The organism is Leeia sp. (genome assembly GCF_041909055.1).
Lineage (GTDB): Bacteria > Pseudomonadota > Gammaproteobacteria > Burkholderiales > Leeiaceae > Leeia > Leeia aquatica.
Genome location: NZ_JAYREC010000001.1, coordinates 640032 through 661060 on the forward strand (window position 1 = coordinate 640032; position 21029 = coordinate 661060).

Here is a 21029-nt window from a genome sequence, read left to right on the forward strand (position 1 = left end):
TCAGTGTGCCGCCCATTGCACGGTGCTCAAATCCACACCGTCCTTGAACATTTCCCACAATGGCGACAATTCGCGCAACTTGCCGATCTTTTCCTGGATCAGTTGTACCGCGAAATCGATTTCCGCTTCGGTGGTGAAGCGACCCAAAGTAAAACGGATTGAACTGTGCGCCAGCTCATCCGAACGCCCCAGGGCACGCAACACATAAGAAGGCTCCAGGCTGGCCGAGGTACAGGCCGAACCGCTGGATACTGCCAGTGCCTTCAGCGCCATGATCAACGATTCGCCTTCCACGAAATTGAAGCTGACGTTCAGGTTGTGCGGCACACGGGCGTCCATATCCCCGTTCAGATGCACTTCCTCGATCTGGCTCAGGCCGCGCCACAGCCGGTCACGCAGCATGCGGATGCGCTCGTTCTCGCTCGCCATGTCTTCCCTGGCGATGCGGTAGGCCTCCCCCATGCCGATGATCTGGTGCGTTGCCAGCGTGCCGGAACGCATGCCGCGCTCGTGGCCCCCACCATGAATCTGCGCTTCCAGGCGCACCCGAGGCTTGCGTCGCACATACAGGGCACCGACACCCTTGGGGCCATAGCTCTTGTGGGCGGACAGGCTCATCAGGTCCACCTTGAGTACCGCTAGGTCAATAACCACCTTGCCGGTCGCCTGCGCGGCGTCGACATGGAACAGCACGCCACGGCTGCGGCACAACTCACCAATCTCGGCAATCGGCTGGATCACGCCAATCTCGTTGTTCACCATCATGATGGACACCAGAATGGTATCCGGGCGAATGGTGGCCGCCAGTTCATCCATATCCACCAGGCCGTTGGGCTTGGGGCTCAGGTAAGTCACCTCGAACCCCTGACGCTCCATCTCGCGCATGGTATCCAGCACGGCCTTGTGCTCGGTTTTCAGGGTAATCAGGTGCTTGCCCTTGCTGCTGTAGAAATGGGCAGCGCCTTTGATGGCGAGGTTGTCAGATTCGGTCGCGCCGGAAGTCCAGACAATTTCCTTGGGGTCAGCATTGAGCAAATCTGCAACCTGTTTGCGCGCCAGCTCCACCGCCTCTTCCGCCTCCCAGCCATAGGCATGGGAGCGGCTCGCCGGGTTGCCGAAATGCTCAGTCAGCCAGGGAATCATTTTCTCGGCCACACGTGGATCAATCGGTGTGGTGGCAGAGTAATCCAGGTAAATCGGCTTGGTGCTCATAGGTCGTCCAGTCAGAGGCAGAATTACATTACGGCAGACAAGCGCTTGTCCAGCACCACCGGGTGCTCGGACCCCGTGCACTGCTCACGCTCGCGCTGCTTGGCGACCAGCTCCGCCAGCGATACCGACGCCAGGTAGCGGAAAATGGTCAGATTCAGGTTGGTCCACAGATCGTGGGTCATGCAGCGGTGCTCGTCGAGACAGTTTTCCTTGCCGCCGCACTGGGTCGCATCAATCGGCTCGTCAACTGCCATGATGATGTCGGCCACCGAGATGCTGAGCTCGGGACGGGCCAGGCAGTAGCCGCCCCCCGGCCCGCGCACGCTGTCCACCAGCTCGGCGCGCCGCAGCTTGCCAAACAGCTGTTCCAGGTACGAGAGGGAAATCTTCTGCCGCTCGCTGATGCCAGCCAGCGTCACCGGGCCACACTGGTGGCGCAGCGCAAGGTCCACCATGGCGGTGACCGCAAAACGACCTTTGGTAGTAAGACGCATGACGGGCTCTTTCGGCCTGTAGAAGCCAATGACCCGATTTTAAAATACCCGATTAAATTGGTCAACAATTCAACCGTGATACTTGCCCTGGGTCAAGTGCGTGCCAGCCGCTGCCGGACAAACGCAACCACCACCGGCAGCACCGACAGCGCGATGATCCCCAGCACCAGCAGCGAGAAATTGGCGCGCACAAAGGGCTGGTTGCCAAAGAAATGCCCCAGATAGACCAGCAACAGCACCCAGCTCAGCGCGCCCAACACGGAATACAACAGGAACTGACGATACGGCATGTGGCCCGCACCTGCGGTGAACGGGATATAGGTCCGCACGATCGGGATGAAACGCGCCAGGATGATGGCACGGCCACCATGCCGCTCAAAGAAGGCATGGGTGCGCTCCAGATATTCACGCCGGAACAGGCGCGAATCCGGCTTGGCAAACAAGCGCTGCCCCAGCCACCGACCCAGCGCGTAGTTGACGTTGTCACCCAGCAAGGCGGCCACAATCAGGCTTGCCGCCAGCAGATGCGGGCTCAGCGTGGTACCCACCGTCAAGGCGCCTGCAGCAAACAGCAGTGAATCACCGGGCAGGAAGGGGGTGACCACCAGCCCGGTTTCACAGAACACGATCAGGAACAGGATGCCATACACCCATACCCCGTGCTGATTGAACAGCTCGCGCAGATGGGTATCGACATGCAGGATGAAATCAATCAGTAGCCAGATCGTGTCCATGGCAGGGCTCAGGGCAAGGCGTGTTCGACTTCGGTTTTCTTCGGCTTGACGAAGTCTTCCCGCTTGACGCCCAGCATCAGCAACAGCGGCGAGGCCACCAGCACCGAGGAATAGATGCCGAACAGAATGCCGATGGTCAACGCCAGCGCGAAGTTGTGCAGGATTTCACCACCGAGGAACAGCATGGAGGTCACCATCAGCTGCGTCGACAAGTGGGTGAGGATGGTCCGGCTCATGGTGGCGGTAATGGCGTTGTCGATGATTTCCGTCACCGTCTTGTTGCGCAGCTTGCGGAAGTTTTCGCGGATCCGGTCAAACACCACCACCGATTCGTTCACCGAATACCCCAGCACTGCCAGCACTGCCGCCAGCACCGTGAGGTTGAACTCCCAGCCAAACGCGGCGAAGCAGCCCAGAATGATCACCACATCGTGCATGTTGGCAACGATGGCCGACACCGCAAACTTCCATTCAAAGCGAATGGCCAGATAGACGATGATGCCCAAGCACACCAGCGCAATCGCCGTCAGACCACCGGTGACCAGTTCCTTGCCCACCTGCGGGCCCACAAACTCAATGCGTTTCATCACCACCGCAGGCTTGGCTGCCACCTGACACACCCGCTGCGCCTGTTGGCCTGGCTGACCCGGCACCGCCACCAGCTGCCCCTGCTCGGCAGTACACAGCGCGGCATACACCCGGCTGGCGGTCTCGGCAGACGACCGGCTCTTTTCCAGCGGCAGGCGAATCATCACATCATGGCTGGTGCCATAGTTCTGCACGGCCACATCGGTATAGCCCAGCTTGCTGATGGCACCACGCACCCGCTCCAGATTGGCGTTCTGGGTGTACTGCAGCTCCACCACCGTACCCCCGGTGAAATCCACGCCAAAGTGCAAACCCTTGGCAATCAGGAAGTACACCGCAGCCAGGAAAGTGACCAGCGAAATGAAGGTGGTCAGCTTCCCGTAGCTCATGAACGGGATGTCTTTTTTAGGATGGAAGATTTCCATATTGCGTTTTCCTTGTTGGCCCGCTCAGATCGACAGCGTCTTCAGCTTCTTGCGGCCGCCATAGACCAGGTTGACCAGCCCACGCGACACCAGCACGGCACTGAACATGGAGGTCAGGATGCCCAGACAGTGCACCACGGCAAAACCACGCACCGGACCACTACCGAAGATCATCAGCATCAGGCCGACGATCAGCGTGGTCACGTTGGAGTCAATGATGGTGGCCCAGGCATGCTTGTAGCCTTCCGAGATGGCCATCTGCGGTGACATGCCCGCACGCAGCTCTTCGCGGATGCGCTCATTGATCAGCACGTTGGAGTCAATGGCCATGCCCAGCGCCAGCGCGATGGCGGCAATACCCGGCAAGGTCAGCGTGGCATGGATCAGCGACAGCAAGGACACCAGCAGGAACACATTGACCGCCAGCGACACAATGGAGATCACCCCGAACACCCGGTAATAGACCAGCATCAGCACTGCCACCAGTGCAAAGCCCACCCAGGTGGAGTGGAAGCCACGCTCAATGTTTTCCTTGCCGGCAGACGGCCCCACCGTACGTTCTTCCACCACCTTCATCGGTGCAGCCAGCGAGCCAGAGCGCAGCAGCAGCGCCGTCTTGATGGTTTCAGCTGTAGTGAATGAACCGGAGATGAGGACGTTGCCACCGCCAATTTCTTCCTTCACCGATGGTGCCGTCACCACTTCCGACTTGCCATTCTCCACCAGCACCATGGCAATGCGCGAACCGGGCGCTTTCAAGGCCAGCTCACGGGTCAGGTTCTTGAAGATGTCCGCCCCTTCGCCATCCAGATTGATGGAGACGGCAGGTCGACCATCGCGGTCATTGGAGGTCTGGGCATTGGTGATGTTCTCACCGGTCAGCTCCACTTCCGTGCGCAGCAGGATCGGCTGGGTCTCGCCCTTGAAGCGTTCCTGCATCAGCACGGTACCGGCCGGTACCGCGCCAGACAGGGCACTGGACAGGGCTTGTGGGTCATCCACCACCCGACGCACTTCCAGCGTCGCGGTGCGACCAATGATGTCTTTCACCTTGGTGGTGTCCTGCACGCCAGGCAGCTGCACCACAATGCGATCCGCCCCTTGCTGCTGCACCACCGGCTCGGCCACGCCCATGGCGTTGACGCGCTTGCGCAGGGTGGCGATGTTCTGCTCCACCGCAGATTTACGGATCTCGGTCAGCGCGTTCGGTGCCAGGCTGCCTTCCACACGGAATTCACCGTCTGCTACCTGCTTTTGCAGACTGACACTGACCAGCCGCGCCTTTAGCCCTGGCAGGGAGGCATCCAGACTGGCTTCATCGCGGAACTTCAGGGTCAGGCGATCCGCACGGCGGATCACCGTCGCACGCACCTTCTTCTCGCGCAGCACATTGCGGGCATCACGGGCAAAGCCTTCCATGGCCTTGTCTTCCGCCGCACGCATGTCCAGCTCCAGCATGAAGTGCACGCCGCCACGCAGATCCAGCCCCAGCACCATGGGGTTGGCCCCAAGGTCACGCAGCCAGTTCGGCGTATTCGGCACCAGGTTCAGCGCCACCAGATAGTCGTCGCCCAGCGCTTTTTGCAGAATGTCTTTGGCACGCAGCTGCGTCTCGGTATCCGCAAAGCGCAGTTTGACGCCATTCTGGTCCAGCTCCGAGGCGGTCACCGTCAGGCCCGCTTTGCGGACAGCGGCTTGCGCCTGATCCAGCAGTTGAGGCGTGACAGTAATGGTGGCCTTGTTGGGCGCAATCTGCACGGCTGGCGCTTCGCCAAACAGGTTAGGCAAGGCATACAGCACACCCGCCAGCAGCACGAAGGCGGTCAGCAGCTTTTTCCAGAGAGGAAAACGATTCATGGTTCAGACATCCGTGAGACACGGGGTGGCGCACCCACCCCGCTGAGTGGCACCGCTTACAGCGACAGGGTGCCCTTGGGCAGCACGGCTGCAATGGCAGCACGCTGAATCAGCAGCTGGGTATTCCCTGCCGTTTCGATGGTGATGTAATCATCGGCCAGTTTGTTGATACGGCCAGCCACGCCACCGTTGGTCAGGACTTCATCGCCCTTTTTCAGCTGGCTCAGCTGTTCGCGCAGTGCCTTGGCCTTCTTTTGCTGCGGGCGGATCAGGAAGAAATAAAACGCCACAAAAATGACCACCATCGGCAGAAACTGTTCGATCATGGACGGGGCAGCTGCGGCTGCAGGTGCGGCGTGAGCGGGACTAATCCACATGGCAGGATATCCTGAAAATATTCGATAACAAGTTATTGATCATGCTTGGCCGGGTGCATGCCTTGACTGGCACACACCCATTGCCAACCTTAGATGATACCGTAAAACCGGAACAACGCTAAGCCGCCCCCTTTTCCGCGACCGTGTCACGCGGCGGAAAAAAGAACGGGCCGGGTTGCCGAATGAAACGCCGCCCCAATGCGGCCAGCAAGCTGCGCCCTTGACCGAAACTGACGCGCCGTGCACGCAAGGCCACCAGCAGCGCCAGACTGAAACTCACCACCAGATTAACCATGCCAATCAGCGCCACCCCCAGCAAGGAAACACTCCACACCTGCCATGGCAGCTGGAAATCACTGCCCACCAGCGCAAACACAAAGTTGGCGCTGGAGAAGGTGATATGGCGAATGTCGATCGGCAAACCGAAGATAAAACCCAGCGTGCCGATACTGCCCAGCATCAACCCAAAGAAGAAGTTGCCTGCCAGCGCCCCCAGGTTATCCCCCACATAGCGGGCCACACGCTGCAAGCGTTGCGGCCCGAGCAGGCGACGCAGCCAGCCCAGTTGTTGCAACCGCTCCGGAATCTGGTTGTAACTGGCCTTGTTGTCGTAGTAGCCGGAGATCAAGCCCGACAGGAACAGACATACCCCGGCAATGGCAGCATGGGGCAACGCCAGGCTCTGCCAGGGATGCAGGTCGTGCAGCAGGTGTGCCACCTTGTCCGGATTGGCCAGATGCTGCCCGCTCGCCCACTGCCAGAACAAGGCGATCACCAGCGCGGTGGGCATGGCGACCAGCACATTGCCCATGATGGCGCTGAATTGCGAGCGCGCCACCTGCACACACAGTTCCGCCAGCTCTTCCAGCTGCGCCTTGCCTCGGCTCACTGCCGCATCAATGCTGGCCGCCAGTTTACTGGCGGTCATCGCCGGTTGTTTGGTAGCGATGGTGAAATGCAGCACATGCACCAGCATGAAACCCAGCGAGTAATTCAGGCTATACAGGAAGGCATAGCCAAACGGTGCCAGCACCAGCTTGCCTGCCAGCACTTTAAGCAAGGCCATGAAACCGACAATCCCGCCGGCTCCCATGGCGGAGCGCAGCATGGAGACCCAGCCGGCGCGGTCGGTGGTCACATAATGCTCGCCCACTTGCCCGGCACGCTCGGTCACCTGCAGAGCCAGTAACTCGGTATTGCTGTGAAACACTTCCCGCAGGCTGTACTGGTGCCGGCTCGCTCGCATCAACTGCTGAAACAGGCTAACCGCCTGGCGTCGCAATGCAAGGTCCCAGCGCGAGGACAGCAAGTCCAGCAACAGCTCCAGCCGTGCCATGCTGGCTTCCAGCCGCAGCAGCAGCCGGGTCAGGCTGACACTGACCCCTTGTTGCGCCGCACTCTTGCGAATCCGGGACACGATCTCGGCACATTGTGCCAGCAACACCTGCATATGGCGGGCATCCAGCCGGGGTACGCGCCCCTCACCCAGTGCCTGCTGACACGCAGCCACTTCTTCCATCAGTTCCGTGTTCTGCCGAAGGAAGGGTGATTCAAACCGCTCGATTGCCGGATAATTGCGCACCAGCTCCGGCTCCAGACCAATGGCCGTCATGCGATAGGACAACACCTGGGCCGCTTCCAGTGCTTCCTGCAACCAGTAGCGGCGCAGTACCGCGTCACGTCGCCGCCACCCCATGGCGTGGAGCAATGCCAGCCAGGTATCGGGCGCAACGGCCATCAACCACGGCGCATCCCGCTTGAGGTCGAACACCTGCAGCAACACATCCTTCAGATAGCGGTCGTTGCAGGCAGGCGGCAGCCAGCGGGCATTGAAACGCCGCCACAACGCACTCCAGAAGCCTTCGTTGGCGGGAATACCGGTATCGGTCAGCAGGTGTACCAGCTTGCGACTGAGGATCACTCGCTCCAGATAGGCTCGCAAGCCTTGCTGGTACGCCACATTCTGCTGCAGCAGAAAAGCCAGGGCGCGCACATTCTGGGTCGCCTGCTCGCCGTCATCCGGACGTGCGGGACGCAGGCAGGAGATCAATTGCTGCAAGGGCTGGATCTCATCCGAGCCATGCGTCTGCAATTGTTGCAAAACCACATCCATACTCATGCCATTCCTCCTTTCCAGAAAGAAAGACCCCGCATGGAGGGCAACAGTTCCCTCCGGCCCACGGAGGGAACTGCCTCAACACCCATCAGGAACGTGGATTAAGCTGGGCGACCGACATGCCTTCCGCCGCCAGCCACGCCTTCAGCCGCTGGTTCAGCTGCTCGAGCGTAATGGCCTTGATCTGCGCTTCCAGTGCTGCACGGTTACGCAACGGCCAGCCCATCAACCAGCGTCCCAAGGCCCGGCTGCGCAAGCTGGCATTATCCTGCTGCTCTTCGGCCAGCTGCCGCAGCAAGCGCAAGCGCCCCTCTTCCAGCTCAGTGGCCGTCACCCCCTGGGTGCGCAGATCGGCAATCACCCGCTCCGCTTCGCGCAATGCTTCCGCCACATGGCTGGCCTCGCCGGAAAAATGCGCTTCGGCAAAGAAACCTTCGTACTGCTTGAGCGAACTGTCCACCCACACCGAATACGTCAGCGCCTTGTCTTCACGGATGGCCTTGGTTAACCGTCGATCCAGCACATCATCCACCAGGCGGCGCAACCACAGGTTTTCCTCACTAACTTCCGCCCGTGCAGTCAGGTACAGCGTGGTATCGCTCTTGCGGGCCGACACCTGCTTTTGCGAGTCGCTGCTGTGCTGGCGAATTTCACGGAATCCGCCTTTGGCCACCAGCATGTCTGGCGTTTCCGGCTTGAACCAGTTATCCGGCTGTGGCAAACCGCCAATCCAGGTCGCCAGCAAGGGCTTGATGGCTTCCGGGTCCATATCCGCCACAAACACAAACCGTAAAGCCGCCGGGTTGCCCCACAAACGGCGGGCAACAAACTTGAAGTCATCCTCTCCAGTCTGCCGTACCGTACCGGGCGAAGGCATCAGCTTGCGATAGTGCCCACCCCAGATCTTGTCCATCATGTCTTCCTGCAATTGCAGGTCGCTGCGTGAAGACAATTCCCGGTTTCGTCCAATCCACATCCCCAGCCAGCCCCAGGTTTCGTCTTCCTCAAAGCGAGGCTGGGTCAGCCGCAGGTGAATCAACGACAAGAGGTTGGTCAGGTCTTGTATTTGCGCCTGCCCCTGCATGCCATGATCGTACGGATTGACGTAATACTTCAGCCGCGCAGTCTGGGTCGCCAGCACCCAGTCCAGCTCGCCTTGCCGGAATGCACCGGCACCACTGTCGTTCAAGGCGCGGTCGATGATGGTCGCCGGGGCATACAGGGTGCGCGGCACAGCGGCCTCGCCGCCAAACATGCCAGCGGCAAAACTCACCTGTTTGCCTTGGTCACGCGTGCGGTAAAACAGCGCCTCGGCACCGTTGCTGAAACGCCAGCGCACCCAGGTCCCCTCCGGGTCGGCCTCTTCCGCCACCACGGTCCCAGGCTTGGCAGGGGGGGCAGACAATGGCCGCTCGGGGGCAGGCTCAAAGGGGGACAGGCGTTCCTGCGCCATACGGGCATCAATACGCAGCAACCTTTCCGCATCAGGCGCCTTGTAGCGCTCATTGCTACCGAGCCGGATCCAGTGGATGGCTTGTTGTTGCGACAAGCGCTTGGCCAAGGCATTGATTTCCGGCAGCAGGTCTTGCTGCAGCAAGGCATTCACTCGGGCCTGCTCATCCGCGGGAGATAGTGTCGTGCGGTCGCCCTCCCAATCATTCAGCAAACGCTCCACGACGACCGACGACTCCAGATGCTCATCGTCATCGAGTTGCGATTGCAGAATCACACGGGACTCTGCCTTGGCGCGCGCCCATTCCTGCACTGTGAAACCATGCTGACGAATACGCTCCACCTCGGTTCGCATCGCCTCCCAGGCTCCGCCCAGGTCATAGCTGGTGGGCCAGGCCCAGATATTACGTCTCACCTTGCCATCCAGCGTCGGATCGGTATCCCCGCGCACGCCCTGAAATGCCTGGTTGGGCCGCAAACCAACGGCACGCAGCCGGTTACGCAGCATGTGATAGTGCAAGTAGTTGAGCAGATTGCTGCGGTATTCCGCCGCCGTGCGCTCAGGCGAATGCGGCTCTACCCAACTGAAACCGACGTAGTAGCTGTCCTGGTCCACTTTCATGACCACAGCGCGGGTTTTGTCCGCGTCCGGGATCGGTTCGGCCACAAATGGCTTTTGCTCCAGCGAGCGGGGAATGGCCTGCATCAATGGGCGCAGCTGCGCCTCCAGCTCGACCGGGTCAATGTCGCCAACCGCCACGACCTTCATCCGCTCCGGGCGATACCATTGCTGGTAGAACGCTTGCAGCTGCGTCACATCCGCCTTGGCTACCCACTCCATTTTGCCGATCGGTTTGCGCTGCAGATACGCGCTGCCGGCCAGCTCCAGATTTTCAAACGGTGCCAGCTGTGCATCACGGTGCTCGCGCAGCCGCCACTCCTCGGTCACGATGGCCGCTTCCTTGCGGGCATCTTCCGGATCGAACTGGATACCTCCGGCCCAATCCGCCAGTAATTGCAGCCCCTGCTTGAAACGGGCAGGCTGAGTGGTGGGCAAGGACAGCTCATAGCTGGTTTCATTAAAACTGGTATGGGCATTGGTGTCGGGGCCAATGCGCATGCCGAGGGACTCGATGAAACTGGCGACATCCTGCTGCTGAAAATGGCGGGTATGGCGGAAAGCCAGGTGCTCCAGCAAGTGCGCGTAGCCTTGCTGCTGCTCGGTTTCCTGCATGGAGCCAGACTGCACAATCAGGCGGAGTTCAACCTTGTTACGGGGTACCAGGTTTCGCCGGATCATGTAACGCATGCCATTCGACCAGGTGCCTTGCACAATGCGGCTGTCTGCCACCAGCGGCGTGCTGGCAGCATCTGCCCACGCGACACAGGAAGCCACCAGCAACGCAGCGCCCAGCAAGGGTTTCCACAACGCGATCTTCATCTTCAAGCGCTTAGTTCCCAATATGATTAGTCCGTACCCCGCGCCCGCTCTTCGGCAAACTGACGGGTAAATTCTGCAAAGCGGCCGGCATCCAGCGCGCCACGCATGTCGCGCATCAGTTGCTGGTAATAATGCAGGTTATGAATGGTGTTCAACCGCGCCCCGAGGATTTCCCCGGTGCGGTGCAGGTGGTGCAGATAGGCCCTGCTGAAGTTGCGGCAGGCATAGCAATCGCAGGTTTCATCCAGCGGGCGGGTATCCAGCCGGTGCTTGGCGTTCTTGATCTTGATGTCGCCAAACCGGGTAAAGATCCAGCCATTGCGCGCATTGCGAGTGGGCATCACACAGTCGAACATGTCCACGCCGTGGCTGACGGCATACACCAAATCCTCCGGCGTACCCACACCCATCAGATAGCGCGGGCTCTCCTTGGGCAGCTTTGGCGCCGTAAACGCTACCATGCGGTGAAACTCCGGCTTGGGCTCGCCCACCGACAGCCCCCCGATGGCATAGCCGTGAAAGCCAATGTCGGTCAACCCGGCCAGCGATTCCTCACGCAGGTTTTCGTGCATGCCACCTTGTACAATGCCGAACAGCGCATTCGGGTTCTGCTGCTCGCCAAAGGCTGCCTTGGAGCGCTTGGCCCAGCGCAGGCTCAGGCGCATCGAGTCCGCCGCCTGCTTCAGGTCCGCCGGATAGGGCGTGCATTCATCGAAGATCATCACGATGTCCGAGTTCAGCACCGTCTGGATGCGCATCGACTCTTCCGGGGTCAGGAAACACTTGTCCCCATTGACCGGGCTTTGAAAGCGCACGCCTTCTTCGGTGATCTTGCGTAACGCCCCCAGGCTGAACACCTGAAAACCGCCGGAATCTGTGAGGATGGGCCGGTGCCAGTTCATGAAGCGGTGCAGACCACCATGCGCCGCGATCACATCCAGCCCAGGACGCAGCCACAGGTGAAAGGTGTTGCCCAGCACAATGTGCGCGCCGATGGTTTCGATCTCATCCGGCGACATCGCCTTGACCGAACCATAGGTACCGACCGGCATGAACGCGGGGGTTTCCACCTCGCCGTGATTGAGGGTCACCGTACCACGACGGGCTTCGCCCTCGGTACGATGCAAACGGAATTGCAATGCCATGCTGCTCTCCTGCCAGTGGGCAAGACAGGCCCACGGCGTGACCGGACACCACACCCTGCGGGCCGGTTGAATCCAAACAAAAACGGGGCCGACACCCGGCCCCGCGCTCTACTGAAAATTATAGCGTTTTCATGCGGAGGTGTTAACTGGCCGCCGCATCGCAGTAAAGGTAGGGTGTTCCCACTCCCGGAACACCACCATCAGGCCACTGCCATGGCGTCCGCTCAGTGGCAGATGGTCGCTGGCCTGGTGTGCATCGGCAAACGCCTGCTTGAGCGACAGCAAGCGCTGGCGCAATTGTCCATGTGCAGCATCACTCAGCATGCCATGCAGGAACCACAGCTCCTGATCGCTGGCACCATTGACGAAATCCTGCTGTCCGGTATGGCGGAAAAACTGGCGGATGGGTCCACCCGGCAACCAGTCGAAATCACGCGCCACCTTGAGCTTGACCCGATTGCCCGGGTGCAGATCGATCAGGCCCATGCGGTCGAGCTGGGCCAGGTGGCGCACGCACAACGGCAGGTCTACGTCATACACCTGGATGATCTCATCCACCGTCCAGCTGTTGACCACGCACACCGCAACCAACAGCAGTGAAGGATCCGCCACCAGCGCCGCCTCCTGTGCCTGGCTCAGATGCGACAGGCGCGGCTCGTCTGCCAGCGCCACCAGATCAGCGAGCGACAACTCCAGCATGCGGCTCACCTGTTCCAGCCGCTCCAGGGTGAAGCGTTCACTGGAAAACAACCGTTTCACGCTGGCTTCGGACAAATCCAGTACCTCGGCCACCTGCTTATAGGTCAGGCCGCGCTGGCGCAGTTGCTGTTTGATGGTATGAATCAGCCGGGCACCCTGTGACACATCGCCTCCGGTATCGTTTTTCGCTACCGAACAGCTTAAAGGATGCCACCGCTGGCGACAAGTCAGCCGCGCAGCCGGAACCACCCCGTCAGGCTGACCCGCTCACGCTGCGCAGGTTGGACGGCATGCCAGAAACGCTCGGCCAGGAAAAACACTGCAGTTCCGGCTTGCGGCAGGATGTCGTGGTATGGACCGGCTTCGTCACTATCCAGCCACAGCCGCAGTGCGCCACCGTCGTCCATCTGCCAGTCCGGGTTCAGGTAGTAAACGCAGCTCAACACCCGACTGCGCTGCCCCTGAAACGCATCCAGATGGCGTCCATAGAAAGCCCCGGCCGCATAGCGGGCAAAGTGACACTCATACTCCGCCAGCCCCATGAACAGAGCGCGATTGACCGCCTGCCGCACCGACTCCAGCCGCTGCAGGTAGGCTTGCTGTGCAGCGTCTGCCGTTGCCGGGTCCAGCCACATCACCTCGTCCGAGCGAATGCCCTCCCGCACTGCAAACTGGCTGGCGCGGCCGGTACCGGCCAGATGAAAGCCGCCCGCGGCATGCGCTTGCAGGCAAGAAGAACGCAACTGCTGCACCGTTGCAGGTGGGAGCAAGCCCTCGGTCACCACCCAACCCGGCCCGGCCAGTGCATCCACCAAACGGTCCAGTCCGTCCGGCTGGCTCAGGTCCAGCCGCATCCCCTCAGCCGTCAAAACTGCTCATCCTCGCGCAGATAGCGCCACTGCCCTTGCGGCAGATCGCCCAGCATCACGCGGCCAATGCGCACCCGCTTGAGGCCGACCACGCGCAAACCCACCAGCTCGCACATGCGGCGAATCTGCCGTTTCTTGCCTTCTTGCAGGATAAAGCGCAGCTGATCCTGGTTCTGCCACCACACCCGTGCCGGTTGCAGCGCCTCGCCATCGAGTGACAGACCGTGGTTCAGCAAGCGCAGGCCCTGCTCGGACAAGCGCCCCTGCACCCGCACCAGATACTCTTTTTCTATAGTGGAATGCTCGCCAATCAGCCGCTTGGCCACCCGACCATCCTGCGTCAGTACCAGCAGGCCCACCGAGTCAATGTCCAGCCGGCCGGCCGGGGCCAGCTCTCGCAAATGCGCCGGGTCGAAGGCGATGTTGCTGCGGTCGCCATTGAAATGGGTCTCCTGCGTCACCAGGCTGGCTGCGGGTTTGTAACCTTTTTCGGCCTGGCCGGAGACATAGCCCACCGGCTTGTTCAGCAAGATGGTCACCCGTGCCGCCTGCCGGGCGGTCGCCTGCCGCATCAGCTCGATACGCTGGCTGGGCAGCACCTTGCTGCCGAGTTCGCTCACCACCACGCCGTCCACCTTCACCCAGCCCCGGGCAATGTAGTCGTCCGCCTCGCGGCGTGAACACAGCCCCAATTCGGCCATGCGTTTACTCAAACGTAGCGGTTCCATCGACAACTCCTGACAATCAACCGGCTATTGTAGCGGCTTCCCGCGCCCGCGCCGAGCCGGAGCGGTCAAACGGTCAAGTCACTCGTTCCGGGGCTGGACTTCTGACAGCAAGTCACTACCATAGGGACATCTTACTGACTGGCAGGACACTCCATGGCCAAAGTGCTGATGCTGTTGCCCGAACGAGACTACGATCCCACCGAGGCCGCAGTCCCTTGGGCAGCACTGCGCAAGGCCGGGCACGAGGTGATCTTTGCCACACCGGGCGGTCAACCCGCCTTTGCCGACCCACGCATGGTCAAGCACGGCTTTGGCCTGCTCAATCCGCTGCTGATGACACGCCCTGATGGTCTGGCGGCCTACCGTGACATGTGCAGTGACCCACCTTTTGCTCACCCCATTCGCCATCAGGACTGGGCCAGCGTGGAGCATGACGCCCTGCTGGTGCCGGGAGGCCATGCCCAAGGCGTGAAAACCCTGCTGGAAAGCGAGGCCGCGCAGCAATGTGTGGTGGCCAGCTTTGCGGCCAATCTGCCGGTGGCCGCCATTTGTCACGGCCCGGTCCTGCTGGCGCGCAGCCGCATGGTCGATGGCCGCTCGGTACTGCATGGCCGCAAGACGGCGGCGCTGACCTGCGCGCTGGAATACAGCGGCTGGCTGATGACCTGCTTTTGGCTGGGCCGTTACTATCGCACGTATCCAACCACCGTACAGGCCGAGGTCAGCGCCGCGCTGGCCTCCGCGGACGATTTCGTGAGCGGGCCCCTGCCGTTGCGGCGTGACCGCCGCGACCACCCGGAGCATGGTTTCGTTGTACGCGACGGCCAGTATGTGTCCGCCCGCTGGCCGGGAGACAGCCATGCCTTTGCCGCGGCGTTTGTCTCCCTGCTGGCCGAGCAGCGCTAACTAGCGCTTTGACTCGAAGATCACATACAGCTTGCTGGCAGGCTGCAGCACCTGCCATACCCCGACAAAGCCCGCCGGAATCACAAAGCTGTCGCCCGCACGCACGGTAATGCTCTCCCCCGTCGCGTCGGTGATTTTGACCTCGCCCGTCAGCATGTGGCAGAACTCGTGCTCGGTGTAGCGCACCCGCCAGGTTGCCACCTCTCCCCGCCACACGCCGGCGTGGAATTGGTCGCTTTCATCCGAGTACACATTGCGCACCGCCTGCCGACCGTCACCCGCCAGCAGCTTTTCCGCATCCACCACGTAGTTGTCCTCCACCGCAGCAGCAGTGGCAAACAGGACGATATCGGCAACATTCATACAGGCTCCTGCCGCAAGGCGGCGCATGATCAATGCGGTAGCTGCTGCAGCTCCCGCACAAACTTTTCAATACCGGACAGCAACATCTCAATGGCAATGGCGGTGAGGATCAGCCCCATCAGGCGTTCAAACGCCATGGTCACCTTCTCGCCCAGGAAATCCGCAATGCGCTCGGCGAAGCCCAGCACCACGGCGGACACCAGCATGGCAATGGTCAGCGCCAGAATCCACGATCCCAGCCGGTCTGGCTGGTTGGACACCAGCAGCAGCACGGTCGCAATCGCCGACGGCCCGGCAATGAACGGTATGGCCAAGGGCACGATAAAGGGTTCCCCGTGCATTTGGTGGCCAAAGATGCCTTCCGGATGCGGGAAGATCATGCGCAGTGCGATCAGGAACAGGATCACGCCGCCGGCAATACCCAGTGATTTGTCGGACAGGTGCATCAAGTCCAGCAGGCTGCGACCAAAGAAGACGAAGAACAGCAGGATCAAGAAGGCAAACAACACTTCCCGGATGATGATGCGGCGGCGACGCTTGGGATCGACCTGCTTGAGCAGGCCGATGAACAAGGGGATGTTCCCGAGCGGGTCGGTCACCAGAATCAGCAGGATGGTGGCGGATACAACAGATGAAGCTTCCATGACTCAAAACGGCAAGGTTATTAAAAACCTATTATAGCGGTTCGGCTGCATCCTGAAGGGTTCCACATACAGCAAGTACCGATATCATGGCCTCACTGGGGTCAGCCAGCAGCAGTCTGGTCATCAGCCCCCTTGCCAAACAGCTGCAAGGCTGCGTACTGCAACAACATGATGGTCTTGGCATCACAGATCTCGCCACTCGCCACCTTCTGCATGGCATCCGTAAAAGGCATGAGCACCACCTCGATGTCCTCACCCTCTGCCTCCAGCCCGCCACCTTGCCCGCTACGCTGGCCGGGGTCAAAAGGTGCCACAAAGAAGTGCAGACGTTCGGTCACCGAACCGGGGCTCATGAAGGCCTCAAATACTTTCTGCACATCCCCTACCTGGTAGCCCGTCTCTTCCTCAACCTCCTCACGGATGCGATGTTCCGGATCTGCCGCATCCAGCAGCCCTGCTGGGGCCTCCAGCAAGAAGCCATCGTGCCCGGTGACATACGCGGGATAACGAAACTGCCGCACCAGCACCACTTCCTGCGTCTGCGGGTGGTAGAGCAGGATGACCGCACCATGACCACGGTCGTAAGTCTCGCGGCTCAACGTCTGCCAGCGGCCATCCCTCCGCAGAAAGTCAAAGGTCGTGGTTTTCAGCACATACCAGTTGTCCGACAGCAAGGTAACGGTCTTCACCCTGACGCGCTGCGTTTCTTCTGCCATGACACACCCTTGTTTCGATCACCCACACAGTGTATCGTGCAATTTCATGCAAAAACAAGAAATTTCGTGCAATGCTAACTCAGCAACGACGCCAGTACATTCTTGATCTGTTACAGCAAGAGGGTGAAGTGGTCGCCAAAGTGCTGGCACAACAGTGGTCGATCTCGGAAGACACCATCCGGCGCGATTTGCGCGAGATGGACAAGCAGGGTTTATTGCAGCGGGTACATGGCGGCGCCCTGCCCCGCTCTCCCGCGCTGGCCGATCTGGCAACCCGCGCCATGCTGTGCAGCGAGGAAAAGCAGCTAATTGCTCGGCACGCGCTGACCCTGATCCAGCCGGGGGACATGGTGGTACTGGATGGTGGCACCACCACCCTGGCGCTGTGCCAGCAGATTCCAGCCAGCCTGCGTGCCACCTTTGTCACCCACAGCCCGCCGATTGCCATGGCACTGGCACAGCACCCGCTACTCGACGTCGTATTGCTGGGCGGACGCTTGTACCGTCACTCGATGGTGGCGGTGGGTGGCATGACGCTGGAAACCGTTCAGCAGCTGCAACCGGACCTCTATTTCATGGGCGCCAGCAGCATCAATTGCGAACAGGGTGCCAGCACAGGCGACCCGGAAGAGGCGCTGATCAAGCGTGCTCTGGCTCGGCAGGCACGCACCTGCTGGTTGCTGGCCTCCAGCGAGAAGTTCGACACGCACTCACCCTGCCAGATCCTGCCCGCATCACAGCTGCCCGGCCTGATCGTCAGCCCGCAACTGTCCGTCATCGTGCGTGAACGTTTGCAGCAGCTAGGCTGCCGGATACAGGTCGCAGGTCAGGGACTCCTCACCGCAAAACCATCCCGCTGATTGTCCGTCGGCCCGGCAGCCCGGGGTATGCCGCATTACTCGGCCATACCCCGGGCCTGTCAATGTGCGCTTACAAGCCGCTACGCTGACGGTAGCGCACCAGCTCGTCGATGGTCAGGCTGGGCAACTGGTGCTGGCGAGCATAAGCCTCGATCTGCTCGCCGCGTGCCATGCTGCCGTCCGGATTCATCAGCTCACACAGTACCGCGGCGGGCGAGAGCCCGGCCATCCGCGCCAGATCCACCGAGCCTTCGGTATGCCCGCGCCGCACCAGCACGCCACCGGTCTCGGCACGCAGCGGGAAGACATGCCCGGGGCTGACCAGATCCTCCGGCTGGGCCTGTGCTGCCGTCGCCGCACGGATGGTGGTTACGCGGTCCGCCGCAGAGACGCCGGTGCTGACACCATGCCGTGCCTCGATGGACACGGTGAAGGCCGTGCCATAGCGGCTCTGGTTGTCACTGACCATGGGCGGCAGTTGCAACTTTTGCAAGGCTTCATCCGGCATGCACAGGCAGACAATGCCGCTGCAATCCCGAATCAGCATGGCCATGTTCTCCACGGTCAGCCGGTCGGCAGCGACGATCAGGTCGGCCTCGTTTTCACGGTCATCGTCATCCAGCAACAGCACAGGACGACCCTCCCGCATGGCCTGCAATGCCGCAGCCATACGGCTTTCCAGTACCGGATCAACAAGATGGGACAAATTGGACATTTGAAACGCTCCTCGTAATGATACAAACGAAAAACGTTTCAGGGCGATGCCGCCAGCGATCTGGCGGACAGACAGGCGAACACCGACGGCCACGGCTGTGGCATCGGGGTTCACGTCTTCTCTCATCCGGACTGTAACCGTCGGCTCTGGCATCTCACCAGATCTGCTGACCCTGCCGATATGGCAGGCGCTCGCGGGCTCGGCTTTTCGGCCATACCGCCGGTGGGGACTTTCACCCCGCCCTGAAGACGTACTTAAATGTGCACAGCCCTTGCCATGCACCGTCGCATTCTGCCAAGCCCTTGCCCACAAGGCAAGCAGGTTCAGGCCTGCTTCTGCCGAATGGCCAGTACCGCCTGGTTACGCAACGTCTTGAGCAGGGTCAGCTCTTTGCTGCCCAGCCGCAACGTATTTGCCAGCGCCTGGTCGGCATAGAACATGCCCACCAGCCGCTTGTCCACCTGCAAGGGTAGGATCAGGAAAGCCTCTGCGCCAACGATACGGCGGAACCATGCGGGTACCCGCTCGGCAATATTGGGAGCCGATGCATCGTCAATCTGCACGTCGAGGTTTTTGGCCAGCGCCAGCTGAAACACATCCTGCGCACCATCCAGTGGCAGCACAAATTGCTGCTGCATGCGTGCCAGATCCGCCCCATAGCCAAAGCGGGCCTGCAGCCGGGGGGCGCGCGCATCCCGCGCACAGAACAGCACGCGCTGAAATCCCATGCCGCGGTACATGGTTTCCAGGATCATGTTGATCAGGTCGTTCAATTTGAAATCACTCACCAGACTATTGGTGATGTCCTGAATCCCTGCCGACAGGATCGCCTGCGCATCCGGGCGCTCGGTGGTCATATCACTCACCGCCGCTTGTCGCGCCTGCTGATGGGCCACCTCCAGCAGTTCGCCGGGGTTGCCCACTGCAGAAGGCATGACCGCGCCACTCAGGCCGGTCCAGTCCTGCATGCGTTGCAGGAAGTCGCCTCCCCCCGCATCCAGCCCGAAATAATGCGCATCTCGCGCCAGATCGGCCAGCGCCGTTTGCAGCAGTTGCAACTGTTCTCGTGCACGCATGCCGGTTGCAGCGCCATAGCGCTCCGCCAGCTGCACCATTAGCTTGTCCCGCTCAGCCACTGCGCTGGAGCTGGCCAATTGGGTCAGCTCACCCGCCAGATTGGCTGAGAGTCGTAAACGATCCGTATCTGCATGAGGGGCAGGTACCCGACCATCGCTGTAGACATATAGCGCTTGCACCAGTCGGTCCGGGAAATTCCACTCCCTTGCAATCCCGACGCCCAGCTCTGCATAGCTCAGTCCCAATACTTGCACCACCGCCGCCGCCTCACTGCTACCTTGTTGCTGTCTGCGCTCAATTTCCTGGTATTCGTCATGCAGGTAATAAGCGGTCAGCAGCTTGCCGATCTGGTAGAACATGCCGCCAATAAAGCTCTCTTCCGAACTGCGCAATCCCACCTTACGCGCCACGCCTTTGGCCAGCAGACCCGAGAGAAAGGTGGACAGCATCAGCTCGCGTAAATGGCTGGCCTGACTGCGGTTCTGCAAATGTTCAAACAGCACCAGCCCGATGGCCAAGTTGCGCACCGCCTCAAAACCGAGAATCATCACCGCCCGCGAAATGGTGCTGATGGTGCCGCCAAACTGGCCATAGGTCGCGGAATTGACCATGCGCAGCAGCTTGTTGGTCAGCGAGAAGTCTCGCAGGATGGTTTCTGCCAGCCGGTGAATGCTCTCGGCGTCCGCCGCGACCAGCTTGTTGATGGCAGAAATGGAGCGCGATAGCGCCGGGAAGTCTTGCGCATGCTGCAAACGGCGCAGCAGAAAGTCCAGCGTGGTCTGCCCGGTGCCACTCCCCTCTGCTTGCAATGGGGGCGCCAGAAAAGCCTCCAGTGCAGCCAGCATGTCACTCGCCTGTGAGTAGCGCTCGCCCGCCTCCTTGTTCAGTGCCACCAGCAGCACATGCTCCAGTGCAGGTGGAATCTCCGGCTGCAGTTGCGAGGGTGGGGTGATCGGGACATGGGCAATCCGGTGAAACACCGCAAACAGATTGTCACCAGCAAAGGGGCTGTTGCCGGTCATCATCTCGTAGCCCAGCACGCCCACCGAGAACACATCTGCCGCCAGCCCCAAGGTACTGCCATGTACCGCTTCAGGCGGCATGTATTGCGGGCTACCGGATACCGTATCGCCCGACACCCCGACCGGGGCGGCAACCCCGAAGTCCATCAGCCGGGCCTGGTCATTCAGGTCCAGAATCACATTGGCGGGCTTGATGTCCCGGTGCAACAATCCCTGCGCATGGGCAACGGCGAGACCGGACAACACGTCGCGCAGGATACGGGCCGCCCGATAGGGCTCCAGCCGCCCGGAAAACCGCAAGTGATCCGCCAGGCTGACGCCATCGACATACTCGAACACCAGCACCGGTGCATCATCCTGCGTCAGCACATCGTAGAGCTGCACAATATGGGGATGCTGCAGACGGCTGACGGCCCGGGCCTCGTCCAGCAAGTCTGCTTGCTGCGCCACGTTCTTGTCATGCCAGACCTTCAGCGCAACCTGTCGGCCCAGTACCGGGTCCCGCGCCAGCCAGACCGTCCCCTGCGCCCCTTTGCCCAAGGTGCGGATCAGCTCAAAACGACCGATTGCCGCCATGCGGCCTCACCCC

Annotated in this window: 19 protein-coding genes and 1 riboswitch; of the genes, 2 read left to right on the forward strand and 17 right to left on the reverse strand. The window is 60.9% G+C overall.

What is annotated here, in order from left to right; translation table 11 throughout:
• The 12 genes from ACE3O2_RS03650 to ACE3O2_RS03705 all read right to left on the reverse strand — a co-directional run bounded on the left by ACE3O2_RS03650 (nucleotide 1) and on the right by ACE3O2_RS03705 (nucleotide 14137).
• The gene (locus tag ACE3O2_RS03650; protein WP_374334832.1) at nucleotides 1-1212 is read right to left on the reverse strand and encodes an IscS subfamily cysteine desulfurase; all 1212 of its coding nucleotides are present in this window, start codon (nucleotides 1210-1212) and stop codon (nucleotides 1-3) included.
• Nucleotides 1213-1235: 23 nt separating this feature from the next.
• A complete protein-coding gene (gene iscR, locus ACE3O2_RS03655) occupies nucleotides 1236-1706 on the reverse strand; it encodes a Fe-S cluster assembly transcriptional regulator IscR (protein WP_374334833.1) in 471 nt (156 codons plus the stop codon).
• Between the two features lie 92 nt (nucleotides 1707-1798).
• Nucleotides 1799-2440: a DedA family protein gene (locus ACE3O2_RS03660; protein ID WP_374334834.1), complete on the reverse strand. Its 642-nt coding sequence runs from the start codon at nucleotides 2438-2440 to the stop codon at nucleotides 1799-1801.
• A gap of 8 nt (nucleotides 2441-2448) precedes the next feature.
• On the reverse strand, nucleotides 2449-3453 hold the full coding sequence (secF, locus tag ACE3O2_RS03665) for a protein translocase subunit SecF (RefSeq protein ID WP_374334835.1): 1005 nt from the start codon (nucleotides 3451-3453) through the stop codon (nucleotides 2449-2451).
• Nucleotides 3454-3477: 24 nt separating this feature from the next.
• Entirely contained in the window at nucleotides 3478-5310 is a 1833-nt protein-coding gene (secD, locus tag ACE3O2_RS03670) for a protein translocase subunit SecD (protein WP_374334836.1), read from the reverse strand.
• 56 nt (nucleotides 5311-5366) lie between these two features.
• Nucleotides 5367-5687 (reverse strand): preprotein translocase subunit YajC, encoded by a 321-nt coding sequence (gene yajC, locus ACE3O2_RS03675; protein WP_168876499.1) that lies wholly within the window; start codon nucleotides 5685-5687, stop codon nucleotides 5367-5369.
• Between the two features lie 118 nt (nucleotides 5688-5805).
• Nucleotides 5806-7806: a site-specific recombinase gene (locus tag ACE3O2_RS03680; protein ID WP_374334837.1), complete on the reverse strand. Its 2001-nt coding sequence runs from the start codon at nucleotides 7804-7806 to the stop codon at nucleotides 5806-5808.
• 85 nt (nucleotides 7807-7891) lie between these two features.
• Nucleotides 7892-10696, reverse strand: a complete 2805-nt coding sequence (locus ACE3O2_RS03685) for a M16 family metallopeptidase (RefSeq protein ID WP_374335534.1) — start codon at nucleotides 10694-10696, stop codon at nucleotides 7892-7894.
• Nucleotides 10697-10722: 26 nt separating this feature from the next.
• Nucleotides 10723-11841 carry a tRNA guanosine(34) transglycosylase Tgt gene (gene tgt, locus ACE3O2_RS03690; RefSeq protein ID WP_205881924.1) on the reverse strand — a complete coding sequence of 373 codons (1119 nt, stop codon included), beginning with the start codon at nucleotides 11839-11841 and terminating at the stop codon, nucleotides 10723-10725.
• A 129-nt stretch (nucleotides 11842-11970) separates the two neighbouring features.
• Nucleotides 11971-12705 (reverse strand): helix-turn-helix domain-containing protein, encoded by a 735-nt coding sequence (locus tag ACE3O2_RS03695; RefSeq protein WP_374334838.1) that lies wholly within the window; start codon nucleotides 12703-12705, stop codon nucleotides 11971-11973.
• 62 nt (nucleotides 12706-12767) lie between these two features.
• Complete coding sequence (locus ACE3O2_RS03700; protein WP_374334839.1) at nucleotides 12768-13409, reverse strand: 2OG-Fe(II) oxygenase; 642 nt, start codon at nucleotides 13407-13409, stop codon at nucleotides 12768-12770.
• Complete coding sequence (locus tag ACE3O2_RS03705) at nucleotides 13406-14137, reverse strand: pseudouridine synthase (RefSeq protein ID WP_374334840.1); 732 nt, start codon at nucleotides 14135-14137, stop codon at nucleotides 13406-13408. The genes ACE3O2_RS03700 and ACE3O2_RS03705 overlap by 4 nt, the downstream gene beginning before the upstream one ends.
• 153 nt (nucleotides 14138-14290) lie before the next feature.
• Between ACE3O2_RS03705 and ACE3O2_RS03710 the strand changes: the two genes are divergently transcribed.
• On the forward strand, nucleotides 14291-15043 hold the full coding sequence (locus tag ACE3O2_RS03710) for a DJ-1/PfpI family protein (protein ID WP_374334841.1): 753 nt from the start codon (nucleotides 14291-14293) through the stop codon (nucleotides 15041-15043).
• On the opposite strand, the gene ACE3O2_RS03715 is transcribed toward ACE3O2_RS03710, so the two are convergent.
• From ACE3O2_RS03715 to ACE3O2_RS03725, 3 genes are all read right to left on the reverse strand, one after another.
• Nucleotides 15044-15406 carry a cupin domain-containing protein gene (locus tag ACE3O2_RS03715; RefSeq protein ID WP_168876505.1) on the reverse strand — a complete coding sequence of 121 codons (363 nt, stop codon included), beginning with the start codon at nucleotides 15404-15406 and terminating at the stop codon, nucleotides 15044-15046.
• A gap of 29 nt (nucleotides 15407-15435) precedes the next feature.
• A complete protein-coding gene (locus tag ACE3O2_RS03720) occupies nucleotides 15436-16050 on the reverse strand; it encodes a MarC family protein (RefSeq protein WP_168876506.1) in 615 nt (204 codons plus the stop codon).
• Nucleotides 16051-16151: 101 nt separating this feature from the next.
• Nucleotides 16152-16766, reverse strand: coding sequence for an NUDIX domain-containing protein (locus tag ACE3O2_RS03725; RefSeq protein ID WP_374334842.1), 615 nt, complete (start codon nucleotides 16764-16766; stop codon nucleotides 16152-16154).
• A gap of 71 nt (nucleotides 16767-16837) precedes the next feature.
• Between ACE3O2_RS03725 and ACE3O2_RS03730 the strand changes: the two genes are divergently transcribed.
• A complete protein-coding gene (locus ACE3O2_RS03730; protein WP_374334843.1) occupies nucleotides 16838-17626 on the forward strand; it encodes a DeoR/GlpR family DNA-binding transcription regulator in 789 nt (262 codons plus the stop codon).
• Between the two features lie 70 nt (nucleotides 17627-17696).
• On the opposite strand, the gene ribB is transcribed toward ACE3O2_RS03730, so the two are convergent.
• Together ribB and ACE3O2_RS03740 are read right to left on the reverse strand one after the other, a co-directional pair.
• On the reverse strand, nucleotides 17697-18341 hold the full coding sequence (gene ribB / locus ACE3O2_RS03735; protein ID WP_374334844.1) for a 3,4-dihydroxy-2-butanone-4-phosphate synthase: 645 nt from the start codon (nucleotides 18339-18341) through the stop codon (nucleotides 17697-17699).
• A gap of 110 nt (nucleotides 18342-18451) precedes the next feature.
• Nucleotides 18452-18595, reverse strand: a riboswitch (FMN riboswitch).
• Nucleotides 18596-18664: 69 nt separating this feature from the next.
• A complete protein-coding gene (locus ACE3O2_RS03740; protein ID WP_374334845.1) occupies nucleotides 18665-21016 on the reverse strand; it encodes an HDOD domain-containing protein in 2352 nt (783 codons plus the stop codon).
• Nucleotides 21017-21029 lie beyond the last annotated feature (13 nt).

Coding starts and splice junctions, on each gene's coding strand:
- ACE3O2_RS03660 (WP_374334834.1), bottom strand. CDS start 2,440: ATGGACACGATCTGGCTACTGATTGATTTCATCCTGCATGTCGATACC.
- secF (WP_374334835.1), bottom strand. CDS start 3,453: ATGGAAATCTTCCATCCTAAAAAAGACATCCCGTTCATGAGCTACGGG.
- ACE3O2_RS03680 (WP_374334837.1), bottom strand. CDS start 7,806: ATGAGTATGGATGTGGTTTTGCAACAATTGCAGACGCATGGCTCGGAT.
- ACE3O2_RS03650 (WP_374334832.1), bottom strand. CDS start 1,212: ATGAGCACCAAGCCGATTTACCTGGATTACTCTGCCACCACACCGATT.
- iscR (WP_374334833.1), bottom strand. CDS start 1,706: ATGCGTCTTACTACCAAAGGTCGTTTTGCGGTCACCGCCATGGTGGAC.
- secD (WP_374334836.1), bottom strand. CDS start 5,310: ATGAATCGTTTTCCTCTCTGGAAAAAGCTGCTGACCGCCTTCGTGCTG.
- ACE3O2_RS03730 (WP_374334843.1), top strand. CDS start 16,838: ATGCTAACTCAGCAACGACGCCAGTACATTCTTGATCTGTTACAGCAA.
- ACE3O2_RS03685 (WP_374335534.1), bottom strand. CDS start 10,696: ATGAAGATCGCGTTGTGGAAACCCTTGCTGGGCGCTGCGTTGCTGGTG.
- ACE3O2_RS03710 (WP_374334841.1), top strand. CDS start 14,291: ATGGCCAAAGTGCTGATGCTGTTGCCCGAACGAGACTACGATCCCACC.
- ACE3O2_RS03720 (WP_168876506.1), bottom strand. CDS start 16,050: ATGGAAGCTTCATCTGTTGTATCCGCCACCATCCTGCTGATTCTGGTG.
- ACE3O2_RS03705 (WP_374334840.1), bottom strand. CDS start 14,137: ATGGAACCGCTACGTTTGAGTAAACGCATGGCCGAATTGGGGCTGTGT.
- ACE3O2_RS03740 (WP_374334845.1), bottom strand. CDS start 21,016: ATGGCGGCAATCGGTCGTTTTGAGCTGATCCGCACCTTGGGCAAAGGG.
- tgt (WP_205881924.1), bottom strand. CDS start 11,841: ATGGCATTGCAATTCCGTTTGCATCGTACCGAGGGCGAAGCCCGTCGT.
- ACE3O2_RS03725 (WP_374334842.1), bottom strand. CDS start 16,766: ATGGCAGAAGAAACGCAGCGCGTCAGGGTGAAGACCGTTACCTTGCTG.
- ribB (WP_374334844.1), bottom strand. CDS start 18,341: ATGTCCAATTTGTCCCATCTTGTTGATCCGGTACTGGAAAGCCGTATG.
- ACE3O2_RS03715 (WP_168876505.1), bottom strand. CDS start 15,406: ATGAATGTTGCCGATATCGTCCTGTTTGCCACTGCTGCTGCGGTGGAG.
- yajC (WP_168876499.1), bottom strand. CDS start 5,687: ATGTGGATTAGTCCCGCTCACGCCGCACCTGCAGCCGCAGCTGCCCCG.